The organism is Ornithinimicrobium murale, assembly GCF_003352835.1.
Taxonomy (GTDB): Bacteria; Actinomycetota; Actinomycetes; order Actinomycetales; family Dermatophilaceae; genus Ornithinicoccus; species Ornithinicoccus muralis.
In genome coordinates, this window is sequence record NZ_QLVD01000010.1 from 173,332 (window position 1) to 197,436 (window position 24,105).

Genomic DNA, 24,105 nt, shown 5'->3' on the forward strand with positions numbered 1-24,105 from the left:
GAGTCTAGAGAGTCCGGACGATCCTGAGGAGCCCGGGCACCCTGACTAGCGGACCTGTCCGTCGCCCTCCACCACCCACTTGGTGGTGGTCAGCTCGGGCAGGGCCATCGGACCGCGCGCATGCAGCTTCTGCGTGGAGATGCCGATCTCGGCCCCGAAGCCGAACTCGCCACCATCGGTGAACCGGGTGGACGCGTTCACCATCACCGCCGCCGCGTCGACCTCGTTGACCCAGCGTCGCGCCGCTGACCGGTCCTCGGTGACGATCGCCTCGGTGTGGCCGGAGGTGAACTGCTGGACATGTGCCAGTGCGCCGTCCAGGTCATCGACCACGGCGACGCTCATCTCGAGGGCGAGGAACTCCGTCGCGAAGTGCTCATCGGTGACGGCATCGTGCGCGATGCCGGCCGCGTCGGCATACTCCCCTGCGCGGTGGTCGGTGTGCAGGAGGACACCCGCACCGGCCAGCTCGGCCAGGGCCTTGGGCAGGAAGTCCGCGGCGATGCTCTGGTGGACCAGCAGGGACTCCGCAGCGTTGCAGACGCTGGGCCGGTGCGTCTTGGAGTTGAGGGTGATCTGCAGCGCCGAGGACAGATCGGCCCCGGCATCGACGTAGACGTGACAGTTCCCCACCCCCGTCTCGATCACCGGAACGGTCGACTCGGTGACTACCGTCTGGATCAGGCTCGCTCCACCGCGCGGGATCACCAGGTCGACCAGGCCGCGCGCGGTCATCAGTGCCCGACCCGCGGCACGGCCCCCCTCGCTGAGCAGGTTGATCGCGTCGGCGGGCAGCCCCTGCTGACCGAGGGCGGCCCGCAGAAGGCCGACCAGGGCCTCGTTGGTGCGGCTGGCAGCGGAGCCTCCGCGCAGTATGACGGCGTTGCCCGACTTCAGGCCTAGCCCGGCCGCGTCCACCGTGACGTTGGGACGTGCCTCATAGATCATGCCGACCACACCCATCGGCACCCGCACCTGGCGGATAGTCAGCCCGTTGGCCAGGGTCGAGCCACGGACCACCTCACCGACCGGGTCCGGCAGCGCCGCGACGTCGCGTAGCGCCTGTGCCACGGACTGCACCCGCTCGGTGGTGAGCGTGAGGCGATCCAGCAGACCGTCGGCCATCCCGCCGGAACGCTCCCGCTCCACGTCCTCGGTGTTGGCCGCCACGACCTGCGCGGCACCCGACTCAAGGGCATCGGCCAGGGCGAGGAGGGCAGCATCCTTCTGGCTGCGAGTCAACAGCGCGAGTTCACGCGATGCCAGCCGGGCACGTCGGGCGATGGTGTGGACGTAGTCCACCACCTGGGGGTCGATGTCCTCGGCCATCTTGTTCTCCTACCTGTTCGCTAGAGTTTTGGTACGCCCGACCCGCACTCTCGAGAGGTCTGGCACACTCTCCACCGATGTCGTCGGGGACTGGGTCGTGCTCGATCGGTGCCTAGAGAACCACCAGATCGTCCCGGCGGATCACGGTGCGCGGAGCCGGCGCGGAGCCGCGGCTCCGGGCACCGCCTGATGACTGGTCGAGCCGTCGACCGAGCAGGCGCGTCAGGTCCGAGGAGTCATAGCCCACCAGACCCCGCGCCACCACCAGCCCGTCCGGGTCGACCAGGTCGACCGTGTCGCCGGTGCGGAAGACCCCCTCCACCCGGGTCACTCCGACCGGCAGCAGTGAGGTCTGCCTCTGGACGACCGCCTCCACAGCACCGGCATCCAGCACGAGCCGACCGTTCACATTGCTGGCGTGCGCCAGCCAACGACTGCGTGCCCTGCGCTTGCGGCGAGTGGGGGTGAACACCGTGCCCACGTCGTCACCGGCCAGCGCCTGGGCCGCCTGATCGGCAGAAGTCAGCATCACCGTGATGCCCTCGGCCGTCGCCAGCTGCGCGGCAGCAATCTTGGTGACCATCCCGCCGGTGCCCACGGCCGAGCCGGTCGCCGAGATGTCGACGTCGGCAATCTGGTCCATGGACGTGACCACGGGGATGCGTGAGGTGCCGGGCTGGCGGGGGTGCCCGTCATACAACGCGTCGACGTCGGTGAGCAGGATCAGGGCATCGGCATCCACCAGGTGGGCGGTCAGGGCAGCCAGGCGGTCGTTGTCACCGAAGCGGATCTCGTCGGTGGCGACCGTGTCGTTCTCGTTGATGATCGGCACGATCTCGAGCTCGAGGAGCTTCTCCAGGGTCCGGCTGGCGTTGACATAGTGCGAGCGGCGGTGCATGTCGTCGGCGGTGAGCAGCACCTGGCCCGTGCTCAGACCGTGCAACCGGAAGGCGGTGGTGTAGGCGGCGACGAGGCCGCCCTGCCCCGCACTGGCCGCAGCCTGCTGAGTGGCCAAGTCCTTCGGTCGCCTGGTGAGGCCGAGCGGGGTCATCCCCGCAGCGATCGCCCCCGAGGACACCAGGATGACCTGGTCACCGGCGAGCCAGCGCTTGGCGATCACACCACTGAGCGCCTGGAGTCGATAGTTGTCGATCCCACCCTGAGGCGCGGTGATCGAGGACGAGCCGATCTTGACGACGATGCGCCGCGCGTGCCGGATCGCATCGTGAGGCTCAGACATGACAGCATACTAATCCATCATTCTGTATGTTCATGCATCGGGATGGATGCGGCGGCGCCATCGGCACCCAGCACCGGCACCTGGCCGCCCGTCGACCCCGCCCCTTGTCGGGGCTACTCGTCGTCGGGGTCGGTCCACAGGCCCGACCGCCGGTCCTCGTCCAGCTCCGCTCGGGCCGCGGAGGCAGCGTCCATCTTGCCGTGGAAGGCGTCACGCTTCTCGCCGCGTGTCGGACGGTGCCGGTCCTCGAGCCGGATGTCCGTCCCCCGCTGGCCGAGCAGCTCGGCACCCGCTGAGATGGTGGGCTGCCAGTCGAAGACCACGGCGTCGTCCTCCGGACCGATCAGGACCGTGGAACCCGCAACGGCTCCGGCCTTGAGCAGCTCCTCCTCGACCCCGAGACGGTTGAGGCGCTCGGCGAGGTAGCCCACCGCCTCGTCGTTGGCGAAGTCGGTCTGCCGCACCCAGCGCGTCGGGCGGTCGCCGAGGACCTGAAAGACGACGCCGTCGGCCGTCTCCTCACGACGGATGCGGAACTGCGAGTCGTCAATGGCCCGGGGCCGCACCACGGTGCGCGCCGGCTCGACGACGAGGTGCTCAGCGCGTGCGCGCGACACGGCGCGGGCCAGGGCGAAGGTCAGTTCCTTGAGACCGGTGTGTGCCACGGCGGAGATGATGTGGACCTCCAGGCCGCGGGCCTCCAGATCGGGTTTGACCATCTCGGCCAGCTCCCGCGCCTCGGGCACGTCGGCCTTGTTGAGCACCACCATCCGCACGCGCTCGGCCAGCGGCATGCCCCCGAGCGAGGCATCCGGGACGTACTCGGCCAGCTCGTGCTCGATGACGTCCAGGTCGGTCAGCGGGTCGCGGCCGGGCTCCAGGGTCGCGCAGTCGATGACGTGCACGAGCACGTGGCAACGCTCGACGTGACGCAGGAAGCGCAGGCCCAGCCCCTTGCCCTCCGAGGCGCCGGGAATGAGTCCCGGCACGTCCGCGACGGTGAACCGCTCACCACCGGCGGTGACCACCCCCAGGTTCGGGACAAGGGTGGTGAACGGGTAGTCCGCGATCTTGGGCCGGGCCGCGGACAGCACCGAGACCAGGCTCGACTTGCCCGCGGAGGGGAAGCCGATGAGCGCGACGTCGGCCAGGGTCTTCAGTTCCAGGACGACCTCGCGCGACTCCCCCGGCTCGCCCTTCAGGGCAAACCCGGGTGCCTTGCGTCGCTGGCTCGCCAACGCCCGGTTGCCCAGTCCGCCGCGCCCGCCCTGTGCTGCGACGAACTCGGTGCCTGCCCCCACCAGGTCGGCCAGCACCTCCCCGTCACGGGTGCTCACGACGGTGCCCTCCGGCACCGACAGCACCAGGTCCGCGCCCTGGGCGCCGTTGCGCTCACCACCCTCACCGGGACGGCCGTTGGCAGCCGTCCGGTGCGGTCCGTGGTGAAACTCCAGCAGGGTGGTGATCTGCGGGTCGACCCGGAAGATGATGTCGCCGCCGCGACCGCCGTTGCCTCCGTCGGGGCCGCCCAGCGGCTTGAACTTCTCACGGTGCACCGATGCCACACCGTGCCCGCCGTTGCCGGCGGACAGGTGCAGGATGACACGGTCGACGAAGCTAGCCATGGGTTGATCCTCTCAATGGGCCCGGTGGGCGAACGCCAGAACGCCGGTGGTTGCCCTCGGGCAACGCACCGGCGTCCGGAGTGTGTGGTTGGCTCGCCTCAGGCGGGCTGGTCGGCGGTCTGCGCCGCCTCCACGATGTTGACGACCTTGCGGCCGCCCTTGGCGCCGAACTCGACGGTGCCGGGGGTCAGCGCGAACAGCGTGTCGTCCTTGCCACGGCCAACGCCCACCCCGGGGTGGAAGCGAGTGCCACGCTGGCGGATGAGGATCTCACCGGCGCCGACGACCTGGCCGCCGAAACGCTTGACGCCGAGACGCTGTGCGTTCGAGTCGCGACCGTTCTTGGTCGAGGACGCACCCTTCTTGGTTGCCATCTGTCATTCCTCCGTAAGGGTTGCTCGTCGCCGCTCAGGCGTCGATCGCGGTGATCTTGACCTGGGTCAGCGGCTGGCGGTGGCCCTGCCGCTTCTTGTAGCCGGTCTTGTTCTTGTACTTCTGGATGACGATCTTGGGGCCCTTGGCCGCCTGCACCACCTCAGCGGTGACCTTGACCTTGGCGAGCGCGTCGCCGTCGGTGGTGATGGTGGTGCCATCGACAACCATCAGCGGAGTGAGCTCGACGGCGTCGCCGGCCTCGCCGCTCACCTTGTCGATGATGAGGACGTCGCCGACGGAGACCTTCTCCTGGCGGCCGCCAGCGCGGACGATCGCGTACACGTTCAACTCACTTCCTGCAGATCTTGGTTGGGGTCGGAATGAACCGGACCCGGGAGCGGGGTGACGTACCCCGATAGCGCCGACGCGGCGCACCGAGGGTCTAGCCTACCCCGATCCCGGCTCCGGAGACAAACTCAGGCGTTGGCGTCGGAGGCGGTCGGGGCGGCGGGGGTTCCGGATCCTGCGGCACCCTCGTCCTCTCCCCCACGCGGGGGGCCTGCCGGGGCCACCACTCGGCCCCGTCGCCGCCGTGGCCGGGGCGGCGTTGCGGCTCCGCTGGGGACTGCCACCTGCGGCTCCGGAGCACGGGTGGGCTCCGGAGCACGAGTGGCCTGGGGCTCGGGAGTCGTCTCGGCAGTATGCCGTGGTGCCGGCTCCGCGGAGCCCTTCCCCGCGTCGGTGACCTCGGTGGGAGCGTCCACCGCGGACGCCCCGGTCGTGGGCGCGCCCGCCTCTGCCTTGCTCGCCCGGGCGGCCGGGGTCGTGGCAGGTGCCGGTGACGCCTCCGTGGCGCCCTCACTGGACTGGCCGGAGCCCGCGATCGCCGCCGCGTGGGCCGCAGCCGCAATCTGAGCCGGGGTCGGCCCACCGGGCGCCGGGGTCGGACGAGCCGGGACACTGCTTCCGGCGCTCTCGCCGTTGCCGGAGCGGCCGCGGCCACGACGGCCACCGCCGGCAGAGCCACCAGAGCCCCCGTGGTGGTGCCCGTTGCCCTCGGACTTGTCGATCGGCTCGGAGTGGACCACGATGCCGCGGCCGTTGCAGTGCACGCAGGGCTCGGAGAAGACCTCGATGAGGCCGGCACCGACGCGCTTGCGGGTCATCTGGACCAGGCCCAGCGAGGTCACCTCGGCGACCTGGTGCTTGGTGCGGTCCCGTCCCAGGCACTCCAGGAGGCGCCGGACCACCAGGTCACGGTTGCTCTCCAGCACCATGTCGATGAAGTCGATGACGATGATGCCGCCGATGTCCCGCAGCCGCAGCTGTCGGACAATCTCCTCGGCCGCCTCGATGTTGTTCTTGGTGACCGTCTCCTCCAGGTTGCCGCCAGAGCCGACGAACTTGCCGGTGTTGACGTCGACCACAGTCATCGCCTCGGTGCGGTCGATCACCAGAGAGCCACCCGAGGGCAGCCACACCTTGCGGTCCATCGCCTTGGCCAGGGCCTCGGTGACCCGGTAGCGCGTGAACACATCCTGGGTGTCGGTCCACTTCTCCAACCGGTCAGCCAGATCCGGGGCGACGTCTCCCAGGTAGTCGCTCACTTCCTGCCAGGCCTGCTCGCCAGAGACGACGACCTTGGCGAAGTCCTCGTTGAACACGTCCCGGATGACCCGGACAGTCATGTCCGGTTCGCCGTGCAGCAGCGCCGGCGCGCTGGCACTCTTCTGCTTGCCCTGGATGCGTTCCCACATGCCGGTCAGGCGGGCGACGTCTGCGCGGAGCTCCTGCTCACTGGCTCCCTCGGCGGCGGTGCGCACGATGACGCCGGCCCCCTCGGGGACGACCTCCTTGAGGATCTTCTTGAGCCGGGCCCGCTCGGTGTCCGGCAGCTTGCGGGAGATGCCGGTCATCGAGTTGCCGGGCACCAGCACCAGGTAGCGGCCGGGGAGGGAGACCTGCGAGGTCAGTCGGGCACCCTTGTGGCCGATCGGGTCCTTGGTGACCTGCACCAGGACGGAGTCGCCGGACTTCAGGGCGTTCTCGATGCGCTTGGGCTGGTTGTTGTCCAGGCCGGCGGCGTCCCAGTTCACCTCGCCGGCATAGAGGACGGCATTGCGCCCCTTGCCGATGTCGACAAAGGCTGCCTCCATGCTGGGCAGCACGTTCTGGACCCGGCCCAGGTAGACATTGCCGACCATCGTGCTCTGGGTGGCGCGGGACACGTAGTGCTCGACCAGCACGCCGTCCTCCAGGACGCCGATCTGCGTGCGGTCGTCCTGACCGCGCACGACCATGGTGCGCTCAACGCTCTCGCGGCGGGCCAGGAACTCGGCCTCGGTGATGATCGTGCGGCGACGACCGGCCTCACGCCCCTCGCGGCGGCGCTGGCGCTTGGCCTCCAGTCGGGTGGACCCGCGCACGCCGGTGACTTCCTCACGAGCGCGACGGGACTCCCGGGCATCGCCGTCCTCGCCACGGCGGTTGCTGCGGCGACGGCGACGCACGGTGCCGCTCGAGGACTCGCTGTCCGAGCTCTCGGAGTCATCCTGGGTGTCGGAACCGCTGGTCTGATCGGCCGGGGCACCGGCCTGGCTGTCATTGTCGGCTGAGTCCTCCCCGGAGCTCCCACGACCACGTCGGCCCTTACCGCCGCGACGACGGCGACGCCGGGCATTGCTGCCCTCTCCGTCGTCGGATGCCTCGGTCTCGTCGTCCCGCTGCTGGTCCTGCCCACGGTCCCCGGAGTCCGCCGTCTGATCGGCGTCGGAGCCGCCCGGCTCCTGGCCCGACGTCTGAGCCGTGCGGCCGGAGCGACGTGAGCGCTGGCGGCTCGGCTGGTCGTCGCGGGAGGTCTGCTCGGTCTCCTCTGTGTCCTCGGGCGCCCTGGCCGGCGCCCGCCGGGTCGGGACGGCACTCAGATCCGGTGCCTGGAACAGCATCCCGAACGGCGAGCCCCCGCCAGCCGGTGCGGTCTGCTCCTGCTCGGTGTCGGGCTCGGTCATCTGCTCGTCCTGCTGGTCGCCACCATCGGCACCGGCGTCGCCCGACGACGGAGTGACCCCCGCCGTGGCCTCCTCGTCCAGGAGCGACTCGACGGCCTCATCGGCCGCCTTGGCCCGGGCAGTGGTCTTGCGCGTCGTGCTCTTGCCGGTGGCGCTCTTGCCCGTGGTGCTCTTGGCCGTGGTGCTCTTGGCCGTGGTGCTCTTGGCGGCCTTCGTCGCGGTTGCCTTCTTCGCTGTCTTGCGGGCGGCCTTCTTGGCGGGGGCTGCCTGCGGCGCGCTCTCCTCGTGGGAGAACAGTGCACCGAAGGCGGAGGCCCCCTCGCTCGGCGTGGTGGACTCCCCTGCTGAGTCTCCGGGCGTGTCGGGGCTCTGGTCCATGGTGACCATGGCTTCCTCTCGTGGCTCGCCAGGAGTCCACACCGGACCCGTGGGTCCACTCCCGCTGAGCGCGGGTTGCGTCGTCGGGCCGGCGGGTGCCGGCCGGACGGAAGTCGTCCTGGTTACGCCGGACGGCTCGCGCACTTCGCGCGTCACCTGGGCGGCGCCGACCAGATCCGTGCGCGGCCTCGAGTCCTACACGTGGGCCGCTCACTCGCGTGCCAGCTCTTCGGGCCGCACTGCGGGAGATCCTGTCGGGTTGGGCGGCTGGTGTGGCCGGTCGCACAACCACGGCCACTATCTCACAGGTGGGCCGTTTCCCCGTCTAGGTCAGTGGGTCGAGCACGGCATGGTCGTCCCCGAGGGGTCCCTGCGCGAGGCGCCCGCTGATCGGCCGCGGGAGATCCAGGCCGCTCACCTCGCCCAGTGCAGCCCAGAGCTCCGCCGGCCGCACGGTGGGTGTCGTATGCCGAACGGTCAGCAGGAGCTCCGCTGCCCCTGAGTGGTCGGTTCCGGTGGCTGCGCGGTCGCGGGCACCCTCACGCCTCGGCGTGTCGCTCACCTCGGCCCCGAGCACCGGCTCCCGCACCTCGATGGCGCGTGGACCCTGCTTCATCACCCGGGTCACCTCCACGTGGTCCCGCGCGAGGAAGGCCTCCAGCGCCAGCTGCAGATCGGGCGCCGGGAGCCCCTGGAACACCATCTGCCAGCGGCTGGCCACGAGCCGGTCAGCCAAGCTCCCCGTGCCCGCCACCGTGACGTGCACGATGTCCAGCCCGTCGGGCAGCGCGGCAGCCAGTGCCGACCCGACCTCCGCCGGGTCCACCTCACGGGTCACTGACAACTCGACATACTCCGCCTCCGAGGCCACACCGGTCGGGGCGGCATTGGCATAGCTGATCTTGGGATGCGGGTGGAACCCGGCGGAGTAGGCCATCGGGATCTGCGCCAGCCGCAGACCCCGCTCCAGGGCACGCTGGAAGTCACGGCTGGAGGTGAAGCGCATCCGCCCGCGCTTGGCATAGCGAACCCACTGCTTCTGGACCGCGGGGTCGGGTGCTGGGCCCTCGGGGACACGTCGTGCTGCTGCCATGGCAGGCACACTAGCCACGTTCTCTGCCCGGGTTGGTGTGGCGAACTCCATAACGAGGGGGCTGTCGGCGAACGCCATCCAGGTCGTACAGTCGGCGCATCCAGATGTTGTTGGCCGCACTCAACGGAGCGTCGCGACCGCCTTGTCACTGCCCACCACTCTTGGAGGCCCTCCCAGTGCGTGTCCACAACTTTGCCGCCGGTCCTGCCGCGCTCCCGCTCGAGGTGCTCGAGCGGGCGCAGTCCGAGCTCACCGACTTCCACGGTCTGGGCATGTCCGTGATGGAGATCAGCCACCGGAGCAAGGACTTTGTGGCCGTCGCGGCTGAGTCCGAGGCTCTGCTGCGTGAACTCCTGGGGGTTCCGGAAGGCTATACCGTGCTCTTCCTCCAGGGCGGCGCGACCGGTCAGTTCGCGGCGATCCCGATGAACCTCACCGCGCCCGGCGCGAGCGCCGCCTACATCAACACCGGCTCCTGGTCCAAGAAGGCGATCGGCGAGGCCGGCAAGTTCCTCCAGGTCAACGTCATCGCCGATGAGTCGGCGTCCAACTACTCGACGGTCCCCGCCGCGGAGAGCCTGCAGGTCAGCCCGGATGCGGCCTACCTGCACTACACCGCGAACGAGACCATCGGGGGCGTGGAGTTCGGCTATCTGCCCGACGCCGGCGAGGTGCCGCTCGTGGCCGACTTCTCCTCCACCATCATGTCCCGCCCGATCGACGTCTCCCGGTTCGGCCTCATCTACGCCGGCGCCCAGAAGAACCTCGGCCCCTCCGGGATCACCGTGGTCATCGTGCGGGACGACCTCGTCGGCCACGCCCGGCCCGAGACGCCGTCGGTGCTCGACTACGCCGCGATGGGCGGCGCGGACTCGATGCTCAACACCCCACCGACCTTCGGGTGGTACCTGCTGGGCCTCAACCTGGAGTGGATCCGTGACAACGGCGGGCTGGCCGGCATGGCTGAGCGCAACGAGCGCAAGGCCCGCACCCTCTACGATGCGATCGACACGCTGGACTTCTACTCCAACCCGGTCGAGCCGGCAGCACGGTCCTGGATGAACGTCCCCTTCCTGCTGGCGGACGCCGACCTGGACAAGGAGTTCCTGGCCCAGTCCGAGGCCGAGGGCCTGACCAACCTGGCCGGGCACCGCTCCGTGGGCGGCATGCGAGCCAGCATCTACAACGCCACCTCCCAGGAGTCGGTCGAGGCCCTGGTTGACTTCCTCAAGGAGTTTGAGCGCACCCATGCCTGAGACCTTCCGCATCCAGACCCTCAACGCCATCTCGCCCCTGGGGCTGAACCGGCTCGACCGCGAGGTCTTCGACCTCGGCACCGAGTTCACCGACCCGCGTGGCATCCTGCTCCGATCGGCCGACCTGCACTCCTACGAGGTGCCCGACAGCCTGTACGCCGTCGCCCGCGCTGGGGCGGGGACGAACAACATCCCGGTCGACAAGCTGGCGGCCCGCGGCATCCCGGTCTTCAACACACCCGGTGCGAACGCCAACGCGGTCAAGGAGCTGGTCATCGCTGGCATGCTGCTCGCCGCGCGCAACATCTACCACGCCGCCGACTACACCCGGGACCTTGTCGCCGACCAGGCCTTGTCCGGCAAGGACCTCGACAAGCAGGTCGAGGCCGGCAAGAAGCAGTTCGCCGGCTTCGAGCTGCCCGGACGCACGCTCGGCGTCATCGGGCTCGGCGCGATCGGCGTGCTGGTGGCCAATGCGGCGCAGGCCATGGGCCTGAAGGTCCTGGGCTATGACCCGGCGATCACCATCGAGCGTGCCTGGCAGCTCTCCCCCGCTGTCGAGCAGGTCACCAGCGTCGAGGAGCTCTTCGCCAGCTCCGACTTCATCACGCTGCACGTGCCGCTCGTCGAGGGCACCAAGGGCCTGGTCAACGCGCAGCGGATCGCGGCGATGCCTGAGGGCGGGGTCGTCCTCAACTTCGCCCGGGGTGGCGTGGTCGACGAAGAGGCCGTCCTGGCCGCCCTCGACTCCGGTCACCTGCACGCCTACGTCAACGACTTCCCGACCGAGGCGGGGGCCGTCCACCCCAGGGTGATCACCCTGCCCCACCTGGGTGCCTCGACCGGCGAGGCCGAGGACAACTGTGCCGTCATGGCGGTCGACCAGCTCTCGGACTTCCTGCTGCACGGCAACATCCGCAACTCGGTGAACTTCCCCGAGGTCGTGATGGCCCGTTCGCCGGGCACCTCACGCCTGGCGATCTTCAACGAGAACAAGCCCAACATGATCGGACAGATCACGGGAGTGCTGGGTGACGCGGGACTCAACGTCACCGAGTTCACCAACAAGGCGCACGGCGACTACGCCTACACGCTGGTGGATGTTGAGGGCCAGCTCGCGGACGACCTGAAAGAGCAGATCCTGGCGATCGACGGTGTGATCCGGGCGCGCCGGATCGACTGAACCGGCTCGCAGGATCGACTCATGCCGACTGCGAACCTCAGGTAGCAGCGATAGCCTGCCCACATGATGTTTCCCTCCGGTTCCAGTTGACCAGCCCCCGCCCCTGATCGCCGTCGGAGGTCCCTGGAACACAGGGTCCTGCTCTATCGCGCGTCACGGGAGGCGATCCCGCTCTTCGCGGTCTATGCCCTCCTGTTCGCCGACCACGGGCTGAGTAGCTCCCAGATCGGGGTGCTCCTGGCGGTGTGGTCCGCCAGTTCCTTCCTGCTCGAGGTCCCCTCCGGGGCCTGGGCGGACCTGCTCGACCGGCGTCGCCTGCTCATCGCCTCCGGGGTGCTGTATGCCGCGGGGTTTGCCACGTGGCTCACGTGGCCCTCCTTCCTGGGGTTCCTGAGCGGATTCGTGCTGTGGTCCCTCTCCGCGGCCCTGATGTCCGGGACCTACGAGGCCTACCTGTTCGACGAGCTCACCGCTGCCGGGCGACCTGAGCGCTATGGCCCAGTCAAGGCCCGGGCCGAGAGCGTGACCGCCCTGGTCATGGCCGGCGCCATCGCGCTCGCCGCACCCCTGCACGCCCTCGGTGGCTACGCCCTTGTCGGCTGGACCTCGGTGGGTGTCGCCCTGGTGCATACCCTGCTGGCGGTCGCGCTCCCCCGGGTCAGCCCGGCCGTCGACGTCGACGAGGCGCCGGACCCCGAACCCGCCTCGCTGCGGGCCTGGGCACGCGCCGTGGGCACCGGAGCCGGCGAGGCCGCGAGCAGTGTCCCCGTGCGACGTGTCCTGCTGGCCTATGGCACCGTCGTCGCGCTCGTGGGCCTCGATGAGTTCTTCCCCCTGATCCTGGCCGAGGGCGGGGCGTCGGTCGGACTGATCGCCTGGATCCTGGGCGGCATCACGCTCCTGCAGGCGGCCGCGACCTGGTGCGCGGCCGGGGTGGCCCGCCTGGCGGGCCTGCCCCATGCGGTCATCGTGGCCGCAGCTGGACTGCTGCTCGCCGCAGGCGCCTGGTGGAGCGGTCCACCCTCCTACGCCGCGATCGCGGTCGGCTACGCGCTGGCCACCGCTTCTTATGTCAGCGGCGACATCCGCCTGCAGCACACCATGAGCGGCAGGGCTCGGGCGACGACCACCTCAGTCGCCGGACTCGTCGCTGAGGTGGGCTTCCTGGTCGCGCTCGGCCTGATCAGCCTGGCTACCTTACGTTTCGACGTCGCTCCCGTCGCGGCCGTGCTCGCACTCGTGGTGACGGTGCCGGCCACCATCGCGGCCCACCGCACCCCCGCAGCCCCGGTCCACTGACGCCACAGGCATGGCCACCCGGACAGTTTCAGACCACGGTCAGCGGCAGCAGCTTCTTGCCCGTCGGCCCTGTCTGGATCTCGGTGTTCATCTGCGGGCAGACACCACAGTCGAAGCAGGGAGTCCAGCGGCAGTCGTCGACCTCACGCTCGTCCAGGGCGTCCTGCCAGTCGTCCCAGAGCCACTCCTTGTCCAGACCGGAGTCGATGTGGTCCCAGGGCAGCACCTCGGTCTCGCCGCGCTCTCGGGTGGTGTACCACGCGACATCCAGTCCGTGGCCGGCCAGCGCCTGCTGCGCGGCCGCCATCCAGCGTTCGTATGAGAAGTGCTCGCTCCAGCCGTCGAACCGGCTCCCGGCGCGCCAGACCTGCTCGATGACGCCACCGACCCTCCGGTCGCCGCGGGACAGCAGCCCCTCGACGATCCCGGGCTGGCCGTCGTGATAGCGGAACCCGATGGCCGAGCCGTAGCGCCGATCGGCCCGGATGGCCTCGCGGAGCTTGAGCAGTCGCGCGTCGGTCTCCTCCGCGCCCAGCTGGGAGGCCCACTGGAAGGGCGTGTGCGGCTTGGGCACGAACCCGCCGATGGAGACGGTGCAGCGGATGTCCTTGCGCCCACTGACCTTCCGGCCGGTGTCGATGACCTGCTTGGCCAGCTCCGCGATCTCCAGGACGTCCTCGTCGGTCTCCGTGGGCAGCCCGCACATGAAGTAGAGCTTGACCTGCCGCCAGCCGGCACCGTAGGCCGCGGCGACCGTGCGAATGAGGTCCTCCTTGCTCACCATCTTGTTGATCACCTTGCGCAGGCGCTCGCTGCCGCCCTCCGGCGCGAAGGTGAGTCCCGAGCGCCGACCATTGCGGGTCAGCTCGTTGGCCAGGTCGATATTGAAGGCGTCGACCCTGGTCGAGGGCAGCGACAGCGAGGTGTTCGTGCCCTCGTAGCGGTCGGCGAGGCCTTTGGCGACGTCAGCGATCTCGCTGTGGTCGGCGGAGGACAGGGACAGCAGCCCGACCTCCTCGTAACCGGTGGTGTCCAACCCCTGCTGCACCATCGCGCCGATCCCCTCGATCGAGCGCTCCCGCACCGGGCGGGTGATCATGCCCGCCTGGCAGAACCGGCAGCCACGGGTGCACCCACGGAAGATCTCCACGCTCATCCGCTCGTGCACCGACTCCGTCACCGGCACCAGCGGTGTCTTGGGGTAGGGCCAGGAGTCCAGGTCCATCACGGTGTGCTTGGAGACCCGCCACGGGATGCCGGGTCGATTCGGCACGACGCGCTGGATCCGCCCATCGGGCAGATAGTCGACGTCGTAGAACGCCGGCACATAAACACCACCGGTGCGGGCCAGGCGCAGCAGCAGCTCATCACGCCCCCCGGGGCTCCCCTCGCCCTTCCACCCGCCGATGATCGAGGTCGCGGCCAGCACGGCCTCCTCGCCGTCGCCGACGATGGCAGCGTCCAGGAAGGCGGCGATCGGCTCGGGGTTGAACGCGGCGTGCCCGCCGGCGATGACGACCGGGTGCTCGTCCGTGCGGTCGGCGGCGTGCAACGGGATCCCGGCCAGGTCCAGCGCGGTGAGCATGTTGGTGTAGCCGAGCTCGGTGGAGAAGGACAGCCCGAGGACGTCGAAGTCACCGACCGCACGGTGCCCGTCGACGGTGAACTGCGGCACGCCCTCGGCGCGCATCAGGTCCTCCAGATCGGGCCAGACGGAGTAGGTGCGCTCGGCGAGCGCCATCGGCTGCTCGTTGAGCACCTCGTAGAGGATCATCACGCCCTGGTTGGGCAGGCCGATCTCATAGGCGTCGGGATACATCAACGCCCACCGGACCGTCAGCTCCTGCCCGTCCGGGCCGTGTCCGGCAACATTCCAGTCCTTGACCTGGGAGTTCAGCTCGCCCCCGACGTACTGCACCGGCTTGCTGACCTGCTCCAGGAGCGGTTCAAGGGCAGGGAAGATGCTGTCGCCGGGCAGGCGCACAGTTGCGTCGTCGTCCGTGGCAGTCATGCACCCAGGGTATGCCGTGGGGAGGGTCAGGAGCGTCGCGCCTCTACGCTACGGGGATGAGACTGGCCCGCGGGTGGCATCTGCTGACCCTGGTTGTGGTGGTGACGGCGCTCGTGTTGCAGACGGCCCTGGTCGTGCGCGGGTCAGCGGTGCTCGACGAGACCGTCGTGCCCCCGCTGGGGACACGCCTGTTCCAGATGGTCTGCTACTTCACGATCCAGGCCAACGTCCTGGTGGCGATCGCCTCGGGCGCTCTCGTGGTCGCCCCTGCGCGGGAGGGTCAGCTGTGGCGGGTGGTCCGGGCTGACGCGGTGCTGGGTATCACGCTGACCGGTGTGGTCCACTTCTTCCTGCTACGGCCCCTCCTGCACCTCAGCGGCTGGGACGCTGTCGCCGACACCCTCCTGCACCTTGTTGTCCCGGCTCTGGTCATCCTCGGCTGGCTCGTGTGCGGACCGCGACCGCGGTTGGATGCACGGACGGCGTGGTGGTCACTGGCCTGGCCTGTCGCCTGGCTCGCCGTGACCCTTGTGCTCGGCGCCGTCCGTGACTGGTATCCCTACCCGTTTCTTGACGTCTCCGAGCACGGTCTCGGACAGGTGCTGCTCACCAGCCTCGGCGTGACCCTGGTCTTCCTGACCGTGGTCCTGGCGATGCGGCTGGCAGAGAGGTCCCTGCCAGCCGCGCCGCGGGAGTCCGACTCGGGTCAGTCGGTGTAGAGGGCATCCAGTTCGTCGGAGTACTTCTTGGTGACCAGCCGCCGCTTGAGCTTCATGCTCGGCGTCAGGTCGCCCTCCTCGACGGTCAGGTCGTGGTCCAGGATGACGAACTGCTTGATCTGCTCCCAGCGGTTCAGCTGGGTGTTGAGCTCGTCGATATAGCCCTGCACCATCTCCCGGCACGCGGGCGAGGTGACGATCTCGGCATACTCCTTGCCGCCCAGGCCGTTCTGGCTCGCCCATCCCTCGATGGCCTCCGGGTCCAGCGTCACAATGGCCGAGACGAACTTGCGGCCATCGCCCTCGATCACGAGCTGGCTGGCGTAGGGGCAGATGCCCTTGAACATGGACTCGATCACCGAGGGCGCGATGTACTTGCCGCCGGAGGTCTTGAAGAGATCCTTCTTGCGGTCGGTGATGCTGAGGAAGCCACGCTCGTCGACCTCACCGATGTCGCCGGTGTGGAACCACCCGTCCGAGTCCAGCGCCTCGGCGGTCGCGTCCTCGAGCTCGTGGTAGCCGGGGGTGACTCCCGGGCCGCGCAGCAGGACCTCGCCGTCCTCGGCGATCTTGACCTCGGTGCCCGGCAGGGCCCACCCGACGCTGCCGAATTTGTAGCCGCCGGTGTGGGGACGGTTGACGAACGATGCTGCGCTGGTCTCGGTCAGCCCGTAGCCCTCGATGATCCGCAGCCCGACGGCGTCGAACCACTCGGCCACGTCGCGGTTGAGCGCGGCCGATCCGGAGATGAAGAAGCGCACCCGCCCCCCGAAGCGTTCCTGGATCTTCTTCAGGACAACGGCGTTGGCGACCTTGTGCTGCAGGGCCAGGACACCCGAGGGCTCCCTGCCGGCCTGCTGCAGCTCGCTCACCTTGCGACCGACGCCGGTGGCCCAGTGGAAGAGCTTCTCCTTGATGCCTCCCTCCTCGGCCATCATCATGGTGATCCTGCCGTAGGCCTTCTCGAAGATGCGTGGCGCGGCCCCCATGAAGGTCGGCTTCACGATCCCGACGTTCTCCACGATCTTGTCGACCCGCCCGTCCACTGCGGTCGGGAAGCCGATCTGCAGGGGCAGGACGAGCAGGACCTTGCCGAAGACGTGCGCCAGGGGAAGCCACAGGTACTGCAGGTCGTCCGGGCTCAGGATGCCGATCGAGTCCACGGCCGCCGCTTCATAGGTCCACGCGGAGTGCGGCAGGCGGACCCCCTTGGGCCGCCCCGTGGTGCCGGAGGTGTAGATGATGGTGGCCAGGTGGTCCGGCGTCAGCTGGTCGATCCGCTCGTTGACCATCTCGGGTTCAGCCGCCAGGCGGGCCTGGCCCCGCTCCTCCAGCTCGGACAGCGAGAGCACCCAGTCACCGTCACCCTCCCCGTCGATGACCACGACGTGGCGCACCTCCGGGATGTCCGGGCGGTGCTCACGCAGCTTGGCGACCTGCGTGTCGTCCTCGGCGATGACCACCTTGCTGCCAGAGTCCGCCGCGATGTAGGCGACATCCGCTGACAGGGTGGTCGGGTAGATCGTGGTCGTGGCGGCACCGGCCGACATGACGGCGAGATCGAAGAGCACCCACTCCAGCCGCGTGGCCGAGCACAGCGCGACCCGCTCCTCAGGGGCGACACCCAGGTCGATCAGACCGGCGGCCAGTGCATAGGCGCGGGCGGCGGAGTCCGCCCACGTCAGTGACTCCCAGGACTCCCCGACGGGATAACGAAAGGCCTCCGCGGTCGGTGTCGCGGCGACCCGGTCACGGAACAGGTGGCCCACGCTCGCGACCCGGTTGTCGATGGTCGCCTGGTCATACGCTTCATCACGGGAGGTCAGTGCCATTACTCGTCCTTCGTTGGGCGGGTGGTCGCCTGATCTTCTCAGGTCCGGGGCCGGGGACGGTAGTGCCCCTGCCCTTGAGATCAGACCGTTACCTTGGAGTACCGCGTGTGGACGAGACCGGTGCGCGGCCACCGCGATCCTGGAATGTGAGCTGCCGGCCCGCGGGGCGTCGGTCCGTGCCGTCGTGCGTTCGCTGGCAGGCCGCGACCAGCCCGATCGCCAGCCAGCAGGCGAACATCGAGGACCCGCCGTAGGACAGGAACGGCAGCGGGAGGCCCGTGACCGGCATGAGTCCCAGGTTCATCCCGATGTTCTCCGCAGTCTGGAAGAGCAGCCACCCGGCCACGCCGACGGCCACCAGTCGCGCGAACGGATCGGTCGTGCGCAGGGCAACCCACAGGGCGCGCAGCACGACAAAGAGCAACAGTCCCATGATGCCGAGCGAACCCAGCAGCCCAAGTTCCTCGCCCGCGATAGAGAAGACGAAGTCGGTGTGCTGGAACGGGATGAACCCGCCCTGCGTCTGGGGGCCCTGCCCGATCCCCGCTCCGTTCCACCCGCCAGACCCGATCGCCAGCCGCGCCTGCTGGGTCTGGTAGCCGATGCCCTGCGGGTCGCGCGCCGGATCGGCGAAGGCCAGGAGCCGGTCCAGCTGATACGAGTCCAGCAGGGGAATGCGGATGGCTGCCAGGACCGCCAGCCCAGCGCCCCCGATAGCAGCGAGGGTCCAACGGCGCGCAGCACCGGAGGCGGCAACCACACCGACGGTCAGGGCGCCCAGCACCAACGCCGTGCCGAGGTCCGGCTGCAGGAGGATCAGGAGAATCGGTATGCCCGCGAGCACCCAGGCGGTCAGCACCTCCCGCCAGGCCGGGGGTCGGGTGGTGTCCCGCCCCTCAGCCAGAATCATCGCCAGGCCCACGCAGAGGGCGATCTTGGACAGCTCGGCCGGTTGGAGCGAGAATCCGCCCGGCAGGTGGATCCAGGAACGGGACCCGTTCACCGTCACACCCAGAGGGCTCAGCACGAGCAGCAGCCCCATCAGGCCGGCGAGATAGAGCCAGGGAGCGGTGGCCCGGATCCACCGGACATCCACTCGGAGCAGCAGCACAGCCATGGTGACGCCGATGCCGGTGTTGATCAGGTGCCGCACAGCCAGGGCCGGTCCCACGTCCACGTGAGTGCCCGACCAGACCAGCACGGCCCCGATCAGGCTGAGCCCGAGGGCCGCGATGTAGAGCCCCCAGTCGATGCGCAGCCAGGCCATCGTCTAACCGAACAACAGCGATCGGCTGACGTCCACGTCCTGACCGATCTGGGTGAGCAGCTCCTCGATCGAGTCGAAGCGGACGTTGCCCCTGAGGTGGGCGACAAAGTCAACGCCCACCTGCTCGTGGTAGAGATCCAGGTCGCTGCGATCGAGCACATGCGCCTCGACGGTGCGCACGGGCACGTCGTCAAAGGTCGGGTTGGTGCCGACCGAGATCGCTGCGGGCAGTCGGCGCTCCGGATCTCCGGGCGGCAGGTCCAGACGCTCCAGCCAGCCGGCATAGACCCCGTCGGCAGGCACCAGGCCGGTGAGCACACCACCGAGATTCGCGGTCGGGAACCCGAGCTCACGGCCGCGGTGGTGCCCGTGGACCACCTCGCCGGTGACCCGGTGCGGGCGGCCCAGGATCTCGGCCGCGCCGGCCACCTCACCGTCGGCCAGCAGCCGACGCAGGTGGGTGGAGGACCAGTTGCGTTGGCCGGCGGTCGTCTCGCCCACCGCGTGGAGCTCGACCACCGCGAAGTCGTGGGTTGCACCGAGCTCCCGCATCGTGTCGATCGTGCCGGAGTTGCGCACTCCGAAGCGGGAGTCCGAGCCCAGCACCACCGCCGTGGCGCCCAGGGTGTCGACGAAGACCGTGCGGACGAACTCCTCAGGCGTCTGGGCAGCCAGCTCGTGGGTGAACTCCAGCACGAGCACGGCGTCCAGGCCCGTGCCGGCCATCAGCTCCAGCCGGTGGCCCAGACCGGCGATCTGAACGGGTGCCCGGTCCGGGTGCAGGACAGCCAGGGGCGGGGGGTCGAAGGTTACCGCGACCGCACGGGCATGCCGCAGGGCGGCCTCTCGGACGACGGTCCCCAGCAGGGCGCGGTGGCCGCGATGGACACCGTCGAAGTTGCCGAGGGTCACCACGCTGGGTCCGTAGCCGGACGGGATCTCCTGCAGGTCGGTCCAGCGCAGCACGGGGTCCACTCTAAGGGGCGGGGAAGACGACATGGCTGCGTGCCTCCCCGTGCGTCTCGTCGAGCATCGCCACCAGACGCCCGTCGGGACCGACCGCCGCCACCGGCTCGATCCGTCCGGGCGAGTCGGAGGGCAGCCGCTTGCCGTGCCCGAGGTCGGTCGCCTCCTGCGCGGTGAGCTGGCGGACCGGAAAGCTGGCAGCGGCCGCACCGGCCAACGGGATCAGGTGGGCCGGGGCACCGTCCAGCTCCAACTGCTCCAGCGTCACGGCGCGCGGCAGGTCCAGGTCACCAACCCTGGTGCGCCGCAAGGCGATCAGATGTCCGCCCACGCCAAGCAGCTCCCCCAGGTCGCGGGCCAGGGCACGGACATAGGTGCCCGAGCTCACCTCGACCTCGACGTCGAGGTCGAGGTGAGCTGCCTGGGCGCCGGCGCGGCCCCTCCGGACGGCGAGGACCTCGAAGCGGTGGACCGTCACAGGTCGCGCGGCGAGCTCGACGTCCTCCCCGGCCCGGACCCGGGCGTAGGACCGCTTGCCGTCGATCTTGATGGCGCTGACGGAACTGGGCACCTGCTGGATCGCGCCGGTCAGCCGACGGACCGCGGCGCGGACCTGCTCCTCGGCGAGGGCCGAGGCGTCGCGACGTGCCGTCACCTCGCCCTCGGCGTCATCGGTGACCGTGCTGACCCCGAGCCGGATCGTGGCGGTATAGGTCTTGTCGGCGCCCACCAGGAAGGTGAGCAGCTTGGTGGCCCGGTTCACCCCGAGCACCAGCACGCCGGTCGCCATCGGGTCCAGGGTCCCGGCATGGCCGACACGACGGGTGGCGCACAGCCGACGACAGCGACCCACCACGTCGTGGCTGGTCCACCCCGCGGGTTTGTCGACCACCAGGAGGCCGTCACCAGCCGGCTCCCTGCCGGCCCCCTCGCGCGGTGGACGCTGGCGCTCAGTCCCGCCCGTCGGCATACTCGCCTGTTGGTTCGCCACCGGACCCGTCCTCCGCCGCGTCCCCGTCCTGGCCCCCGGATCCCTCGTCCAGTGGCTCGGGCTCGCGGGGCTTGCGGTAGGGGTCGGCGTCACCGGCGTAGCCGCTGGCGGCACGGCCGGCAGCCAGCTCGGCATCCCGCTCGTGCACCTGGCGGAAGATGTCCTCCATGTGCGCGGCGTCCTCGGGCAGGGCGTCGGGCACGAACTGCAGGGTGGGCGTGAGCCGGATGCCCAGTCCCTTGCCCATGTGGGAGCGGAGCCGCCCGCGATAGGCCTCCAGGACCTCCGCAGCATCCTCCCGCTCCTGGTCGCCACCCAGGACGGTGTAGAAGACGGTGGCCTGCTGCAGGTCACCGGTGACCCGGACATCCGTGATCGTGATGAAGCCCAGCCTGGGGTCCTTCACCAGGGTGTCGATCCCCTGGGCCATCAGGACCTTGATGCGCTCGGCGACCTTGCGGGCGCGTGCGGGATCAGCCATGTCTCCTCCTCGGTCGGGCGTGCAACGAGTCAGTCTAGGTCCGCGACGGGCCGGCCCCACCACAGGTGGAGCCGGCCCGTCACAGATGCTGTCCTCAGGTGCGCGGGATCTCGCGCATCTCGTAGGTGGTGATGAGGTCATCGGTCTGGACGTCGTTGAACGAGCCCAGGTTGATGCCGCACTCGAAGCCCTCGCGGACCTCGGTGACGTCGTCCTTGAACCGCCGCAGGCCGGCGATCTCCAGACCATCGGTGATGACCACACCCTCGCGGGTGATCCGGGCCTTGGCGCCGCGCCGGATCTCGCCGCTGCGCACCAGCGAGCCCGCCACGTTGCCGAACTTGGAGGAACGGAAGACCTCACGGATCTCCGCGGTGCCCGTCTCGACCTCCTCGTACTCCGGCTTGAGCATCCCGGTGAGGGCGTTCTCGATGTCCTCGATGGCCTGGTAGATCACGCCGTAGTAGCGGATCTCCACACCCTCACGCTCGGCGACGTCGGCGTTCTGCCCCTCGGCCCGGACGTTGTAGCCCAGGATGATGGCATCCGAGGCCGCGGCCAGGTTGATGTTGTTGAGGGTGATCGCACCGACACCGCGGTCGATGATCCGCAGGCCGACCTCGTCGCCGACATCGATCTGCAGCAACGCGTCCTCGAGCGCCTCGACCGATCCGGACACATCGCCCTTGAGGATCAGGTTGAGGGTGTCGACCTTGCCCGCGGCGAGGGCCTCGTTGAGGTCCTCCAGGCTGATCCGCTTGCGAGCCTTGGCCAGCGAAGCCTGGCGGTCGGCCGCCTCTCGCTTCTCGGCGATCTGCCGTGCGGTGCGGTCGTCCGGGGCCACCACGAAGGTGTCACCCGCCCGCGGCACCGACGCCAGGCCCAGCACCTGCACCGGACGTGACGGCGTCGCCGACTTCACGTTGTTGCCGTGCTCATCGAGCATGGCGCGCACGCGACCGTGTGAGGCACCCGTGACGATCGCGTCACCGACATTCAGCGTGCCCTGCTGCACCAGCACCGTGGCCACCGGCCCACGACCGCGGTCCAGGTTGGCCTCGATGGCCACACCGCGGGCGTCCTTGTTGGGGTTGGCCCGCAGGTCGAGGGCGGCATCGGCTGTCAGCAGCACGGCCTCCAGCAGCGCGTCGATGTTCTGGTTGTTGCGTGCGGACACGTCAACGAACATCGTCTCACCGCCGTACTCCTCGGCGATCAGGTTGTACTCGGTCAGCTGCTGGCGCACCTTGGCCGGGTTGGCGCCGTCGACATCGATCTTGTTGACCGCGACCACGACCGGCACGTCGGCCGCCTGGGCGTGGTTGAGCGCCTCGATGGTCTGCGGCATCACACCGTCGTCCGCCGCGACCACAAGGATCGCGATGTCGGTCGACTTCGCACCACGGGCACGCATGGCGGTGAACGCCTCGTGACCCGGGGTGTCGATGAAGGTGATCGGACGGTCATCGCCCTCGTGCTCGGTGTGCACCTGGTAGGCACCGATGTGCTGGGTGATGCCACCGGTCTCGCTGGCCCCGACGTCCGCCTTGCGGATGGCGTCGAGCAGTCGCGTCTTACCGTGGTCAACGTGACCCATGACGGTCACGACCGGCGGACGCGGCAGCAGGTCCTCGTCGCTCTCGGCCTCGGACTCGGCGTCCAGGTCGATGTTGAAGGCGCTGAACAGCTCGCGCTCCTCCTCCTCCGGGGAGACGACGCGGATGTCGTAGCCCAACTCCGAGCCGAGCACGCCGAAGGTGTCTTCGTCCAGGGACTGGGTAGCCGTCGCCATCTCACCGAGGTGGAACAGCACGGTCACCAGCGATGCCGGGTCGACGTTGATCTTGTCGGCGAAGTCGGTGAGCGAGGCCCCACGACGCACCGTGATGCTCTGCCCGTTGCCGCGCGGGACGTTGACGCCACCGATCGTGGGCGCCTGCATCTGCTCGAACTCTGCGCGCTTGGCCCTCTTGGACTTGCGTCCGCGGACCTTGCCGCCGCCGCGACCGAAGGCACCCTGGGTGCCGCCACGGCCGCGCGGACCACCACCGGGGCGACCGCGGAAACCTCCGGGGCCACCACCGGGGCCACCCCCGGGACCGCCGGGTCCGCCACCGCCGGGCCTACCACGACCGCCGGGGCCACGTGCCGGACGCTCGCCCGGACGGGGCACCGCTGCGCGGTCGGGCATCATCCCCGGGTTGGGGCGCGGACCACCCGGACGTGGGGCGCCCGGACGCGGGCCGCCGGAGCCGGCCGGGCCCCCGCGGGAGCCGCCGGGACGAGGCATGCCCTGGGACGACGCGAACGGGTTGTTGCCCGGACGCGGCGAGCCGGCGCGGTCGCCACCGCGCTCGGGACGGTCACCGCGCGGACGCTCCCGACCCATCCCCTGCGAGGACGCGAACGGGTTGTTGCCCGGACGCGGGCCCGGCTTGCCACCCGGACGCGGGGCGTCCTTGCGGGGGCCGGGGGCCGGCGGCGCGGACTTCTCTGCCCCGGGGCGCGGGGCCGACGGGGGAGTCTCTCCCGGCTTGGGCGCGGAAGGCCTGCTGTCCGCAGACCTGCCGTCGGCAGCCGTGCTGTCCGCGGCCTTGGCGTCGGCGGCCGTGCTGTCCGCAGACTTGACGTCCGCGGGAGTCGGCGCCTCGGGGGCAGGGGCGGCCGGCGTCGCGGCCGCCTCAGCGGACGTGGACTCCGCAGCCGGCGCGGCGGGCGCCGCCTGGTCTGCCGGCTTGGCCGGACCGGGCTTCGCGCCACCGGGCACGGGTGCCGCGGGCGTGGCGCCGGGCACGGGCTTGGCGGCCTTCGGCGGCGCCTTCTTCGGCGCGGCGCTCTTGGTGTCAGCCTCGGCCTTCTTGGCCGCTGCCGGGGGACTCTCACGAATCTTGCGGACCACAGGCGGCTCGATGGTCGACGATGCCGACCGGACGAACTCTCCCTGCTCCTTCAGGTGGGCGAGCAGTTCCTTGCTCTCGACCCCGAGCTCCTTGGCGAGCTCATAGACCCGGACCTTAGCCACAGTTCTCCTTCGTTGGGCGTCTCGGTCCGA

General features: G+C 69.8%; 18 protein-coding genes. 4 read left to right on the top strand and 14 right to left on the bottom strand.

Features of this window, described 5'->3' with window-relative positions:
• Positions 1-45: 45 nt before the first annotated feature.
• The 7 genes from DPQ65_RS04115 to DPQ65_RS04145 form a co-directional block, all read right to left on the bottom strand.
• Positions 46-1,329, bottom strand: coding sequence for a glutamate-5-semialdehyde dehydrogenase (locus DPQ65_RS04115; RefSeq protein WP_114906096.1), 1,284 nt, complete (start codon positions 1,327-1,329; stop codon positions 46-48).
• Between the two features lie 112 nt (positions 1,330-1,441).
• Complete coding sequence (gene proB, locus DPQ65_RS04120) at positions 1,442-2,569, bottom strand: glutamate 5-kinase (RefSeq protein ID WP_114906097.1); 1,128 nt, start codon at positions 2,567-2,569, stop codon at positions 1,442-1,444.
• A gap of 113 nt (positions 2,570-2,682) precedes the next feature.
• A complete protein-coding gene (obgE, locus tag DPQ65_RS04125) occupies positions 2,683-4,194 on the bottom strand; it encodes a GTPase ObgE (RefSeq protein ID WP_114906098.1) in 1,512 nt (503 codons plus the stop codon).
• A 98-nt stretch (positions 4,195-4,292) separates the two neighbouring features.
• Entirely contained in the window at positions 4,293-4,568 is a 276-nt protein-coding gene (gene rpmA / locus DPQ65_RS04130) for a 50S ribosomal protein L27 (RefSeq protein WP_114906099.1), read from the bottom strand.
• Positions 4,569-4,602: 34 nt separating this feature from the next.
• Positions 4,603-4,911 (bottom strand): 50S ribosomal protein L21, encoded by a 309-nt coding sequence (rplU, locus tag DPQ65_RS04135; RefSeq protein ID WP_114906100.1) that lies wholly within the window; start codon positions 4,909-4,911, stop codon positions 4,603-4,605.
• A 134-nt stretch (positions 4,912-5,045) separates the two neighbouring features.
• Positions 5,046-7,964: an Rne/Rng family ribonuclease gene (locus DPQ65_RS04140; RefSeq protein ID WP_114906101.1), complete on the bottom strand. Its 2,919-nt coding sequence runs from the start codon at positions 7,962-7,964 to the stop codon at positions 5,046-5,048.
• A gap of 316 nt (positions 7,965-8,280) precedes the next feature.
• On the bottom strand, positions 8,281-9,048 hold the full coding sequence (locus tag DPQ65_RS04145; RefSeq protein ID WP_114906102.1) for a TIGR03936 family radical SAM-associated protein: 768 nt from the start codon (positions 9,046-9,048) through the stop codon (positions 8,281-8,283).
• A gap of 176 nt (positions 9,049-9,224) precedes the next feature.
• Between DPQ65_RS04145 and serC the strand changes: the two genes are divergently transcribed.
• The 3 genes from serC (at position 9,225) to DPQ65_RS04160 (ending at position 12,786) form a co-directional block, all read left to right on the top strand.
• On the top strand, positions 9,225-10,304 hold the full coding sequence (serC, locus tag DPQ65_RS04150) for a 3-phosphoserine/phosphohydroxythreonine transaminase (protein ID WP_114906103.1): 1,080 nt from the start codon (positions 9,225-9,227) through the stop codon (positions 10,302-10,304).
• The gene (locus DPQ65_RS04155) at positions 10,297-11,487 is read left to right on the top strand and encodes a phosphoglycerate dehydrogenase (protein WP_114906104.1); all 1,191 of its coding nucleotides are present in this window, start codon (positions 10,297-10,299) and stop codon (positions 11,485-11,487) included. Before serC ends, DPQ65_RS04155 begins: the two co-directional genes overlap by 8 nt.
• Before the next feature lie 165 nt (positions 11,488-11,652).
• The gene (locus tag DPQ65_RS04160) at positions 11,653-12,786 is read left to right on the top strand and encodes an MFS transporter (RefSeq protein ID WP_337589675.1); all 1,134 of its coding nucleotides are present in this window, start codon (positions 11,653-11,655) and stop codon (positions 12,784-12,786) included.
• Positions 12,787-12,814: 28 nt separating this feature from the next.
• Here DPQ65_RS04160 and DPQ65_RS04165 read toward each other — a convergent pair whose 3' ends face one another.
• Positions 12,815-14,764, bottom strand: a complete 1,950-nt coding sequence (locus DPQ65_RS04165; protein ID WP_114906203.1) for a TIGR03960 family B12-binding radical SAM protein — start codon at positions 14,762-14,764, stop codon at positions 12,815-12,817.
• Between the two features lie 89 nt (positions 14,765-14,853).
• On the opposite strand from DPQ65_RS04165, the gene DPQ65_RS04170 reads away from it, so the two are divergent.
• Positions 14,854-15,516 (top strand): Pr6Pr family membrane protein, encoded by a 663-nt coding sequence (locus DPQ65_RS04170; RefSeq protein ID WP_114906106.1) that lies wholly within the window; start codon positions 14,854-14,856, stop codon positions 15,514-15,516.
• Here the strand turns inward: DPQ65_RS04170 and DPQ65_RS04175 are convergent.
• The 6 genes from DPQ65_RS04175 to infB form a co-directional block, all read right to left on the bottom strand.
• Positions 15,504-17,348 carry an AMP-dependent synthetase/ligase gene (locus tag DPQ65_RS04175; RefSeq protein ID WP_114906107.1) on the bottom strand — a complete coding sequence of 615 codons (1,845 nt, stop codon included), beginning with the start codon at positions 17,346-17,348 and terminating at the stop codon, positions 15,504-15,506. The genes DPQ65_RS04170 and DPQ65_RS04175 overlap by 13 nt on opposite strands.
• A gap of 88 nt (positions 17,349-17,436) precedes the next feature.
• A complete protein-coding gene (gene rodA, locus DPQ65_RS04180) occupies positions 17,437-18,615 on the bottom strand; it encodes a rod shape-determining protein RodA (protein WP_114906108.1) in 1,179 nt (392 codons plus the stop codon).
• A 3-nt stretch (positions 18,616-18,618) separates the two neighbouring features.
• Entirely contained in the window at positions 18,619-19,581 is a 963-nt protein-coding gene (locus tag DPQ65_RS04185; RefSeq protein ID WP_114906204.1) for a bifunctional riboflavin kinase/FAD synthetase, read from the bottom strand.
• Positions 19,582-19,591: 10 nt separating this feature from the next.
• A complete protein-coding gene (gene truB / locus DPQ65_RS04190) occupies positions 19,592-20,551 on the bottom strand; it encodes a tRNA pseudouridine(55) synthase TruB (protein ID WP_114906109.1) in 960 nt (319 codons plus the stop codon).
• The gene (gene rbfA / locus DPQ65_RS04195) at positions 20,532-21,053 is read right to left on the bottom strand and encodes a 30S ribosome-binding factor RbfA (RefSeq protein ID WP_114906110.1); all 522 of its coding nucleotides are present in this window, start codon (positions 21,051-21,053) and stop codon (positions 20,532-20,534) included. Before rbfA ends, truB begins: the two co-directional genes overlap by 20 nt.
• A gap of 94 nt (positions 21,054-21,147) precedes the next feature.
• On the bottom strand, positions 21,148-24,075 hold the full coding sequence (gene infB, locus DPQ65_RS04200; RefSeq protein ID WP_114906111.1) for a translation initiation factor IF-2: 2,928 nt from the start codon (positions 24,073-24,075) through the stop codon (positions 21,148-21,150).
• Between the last annotated feature and the right edge of the window lie 30 nt (positions 24,076-24,105).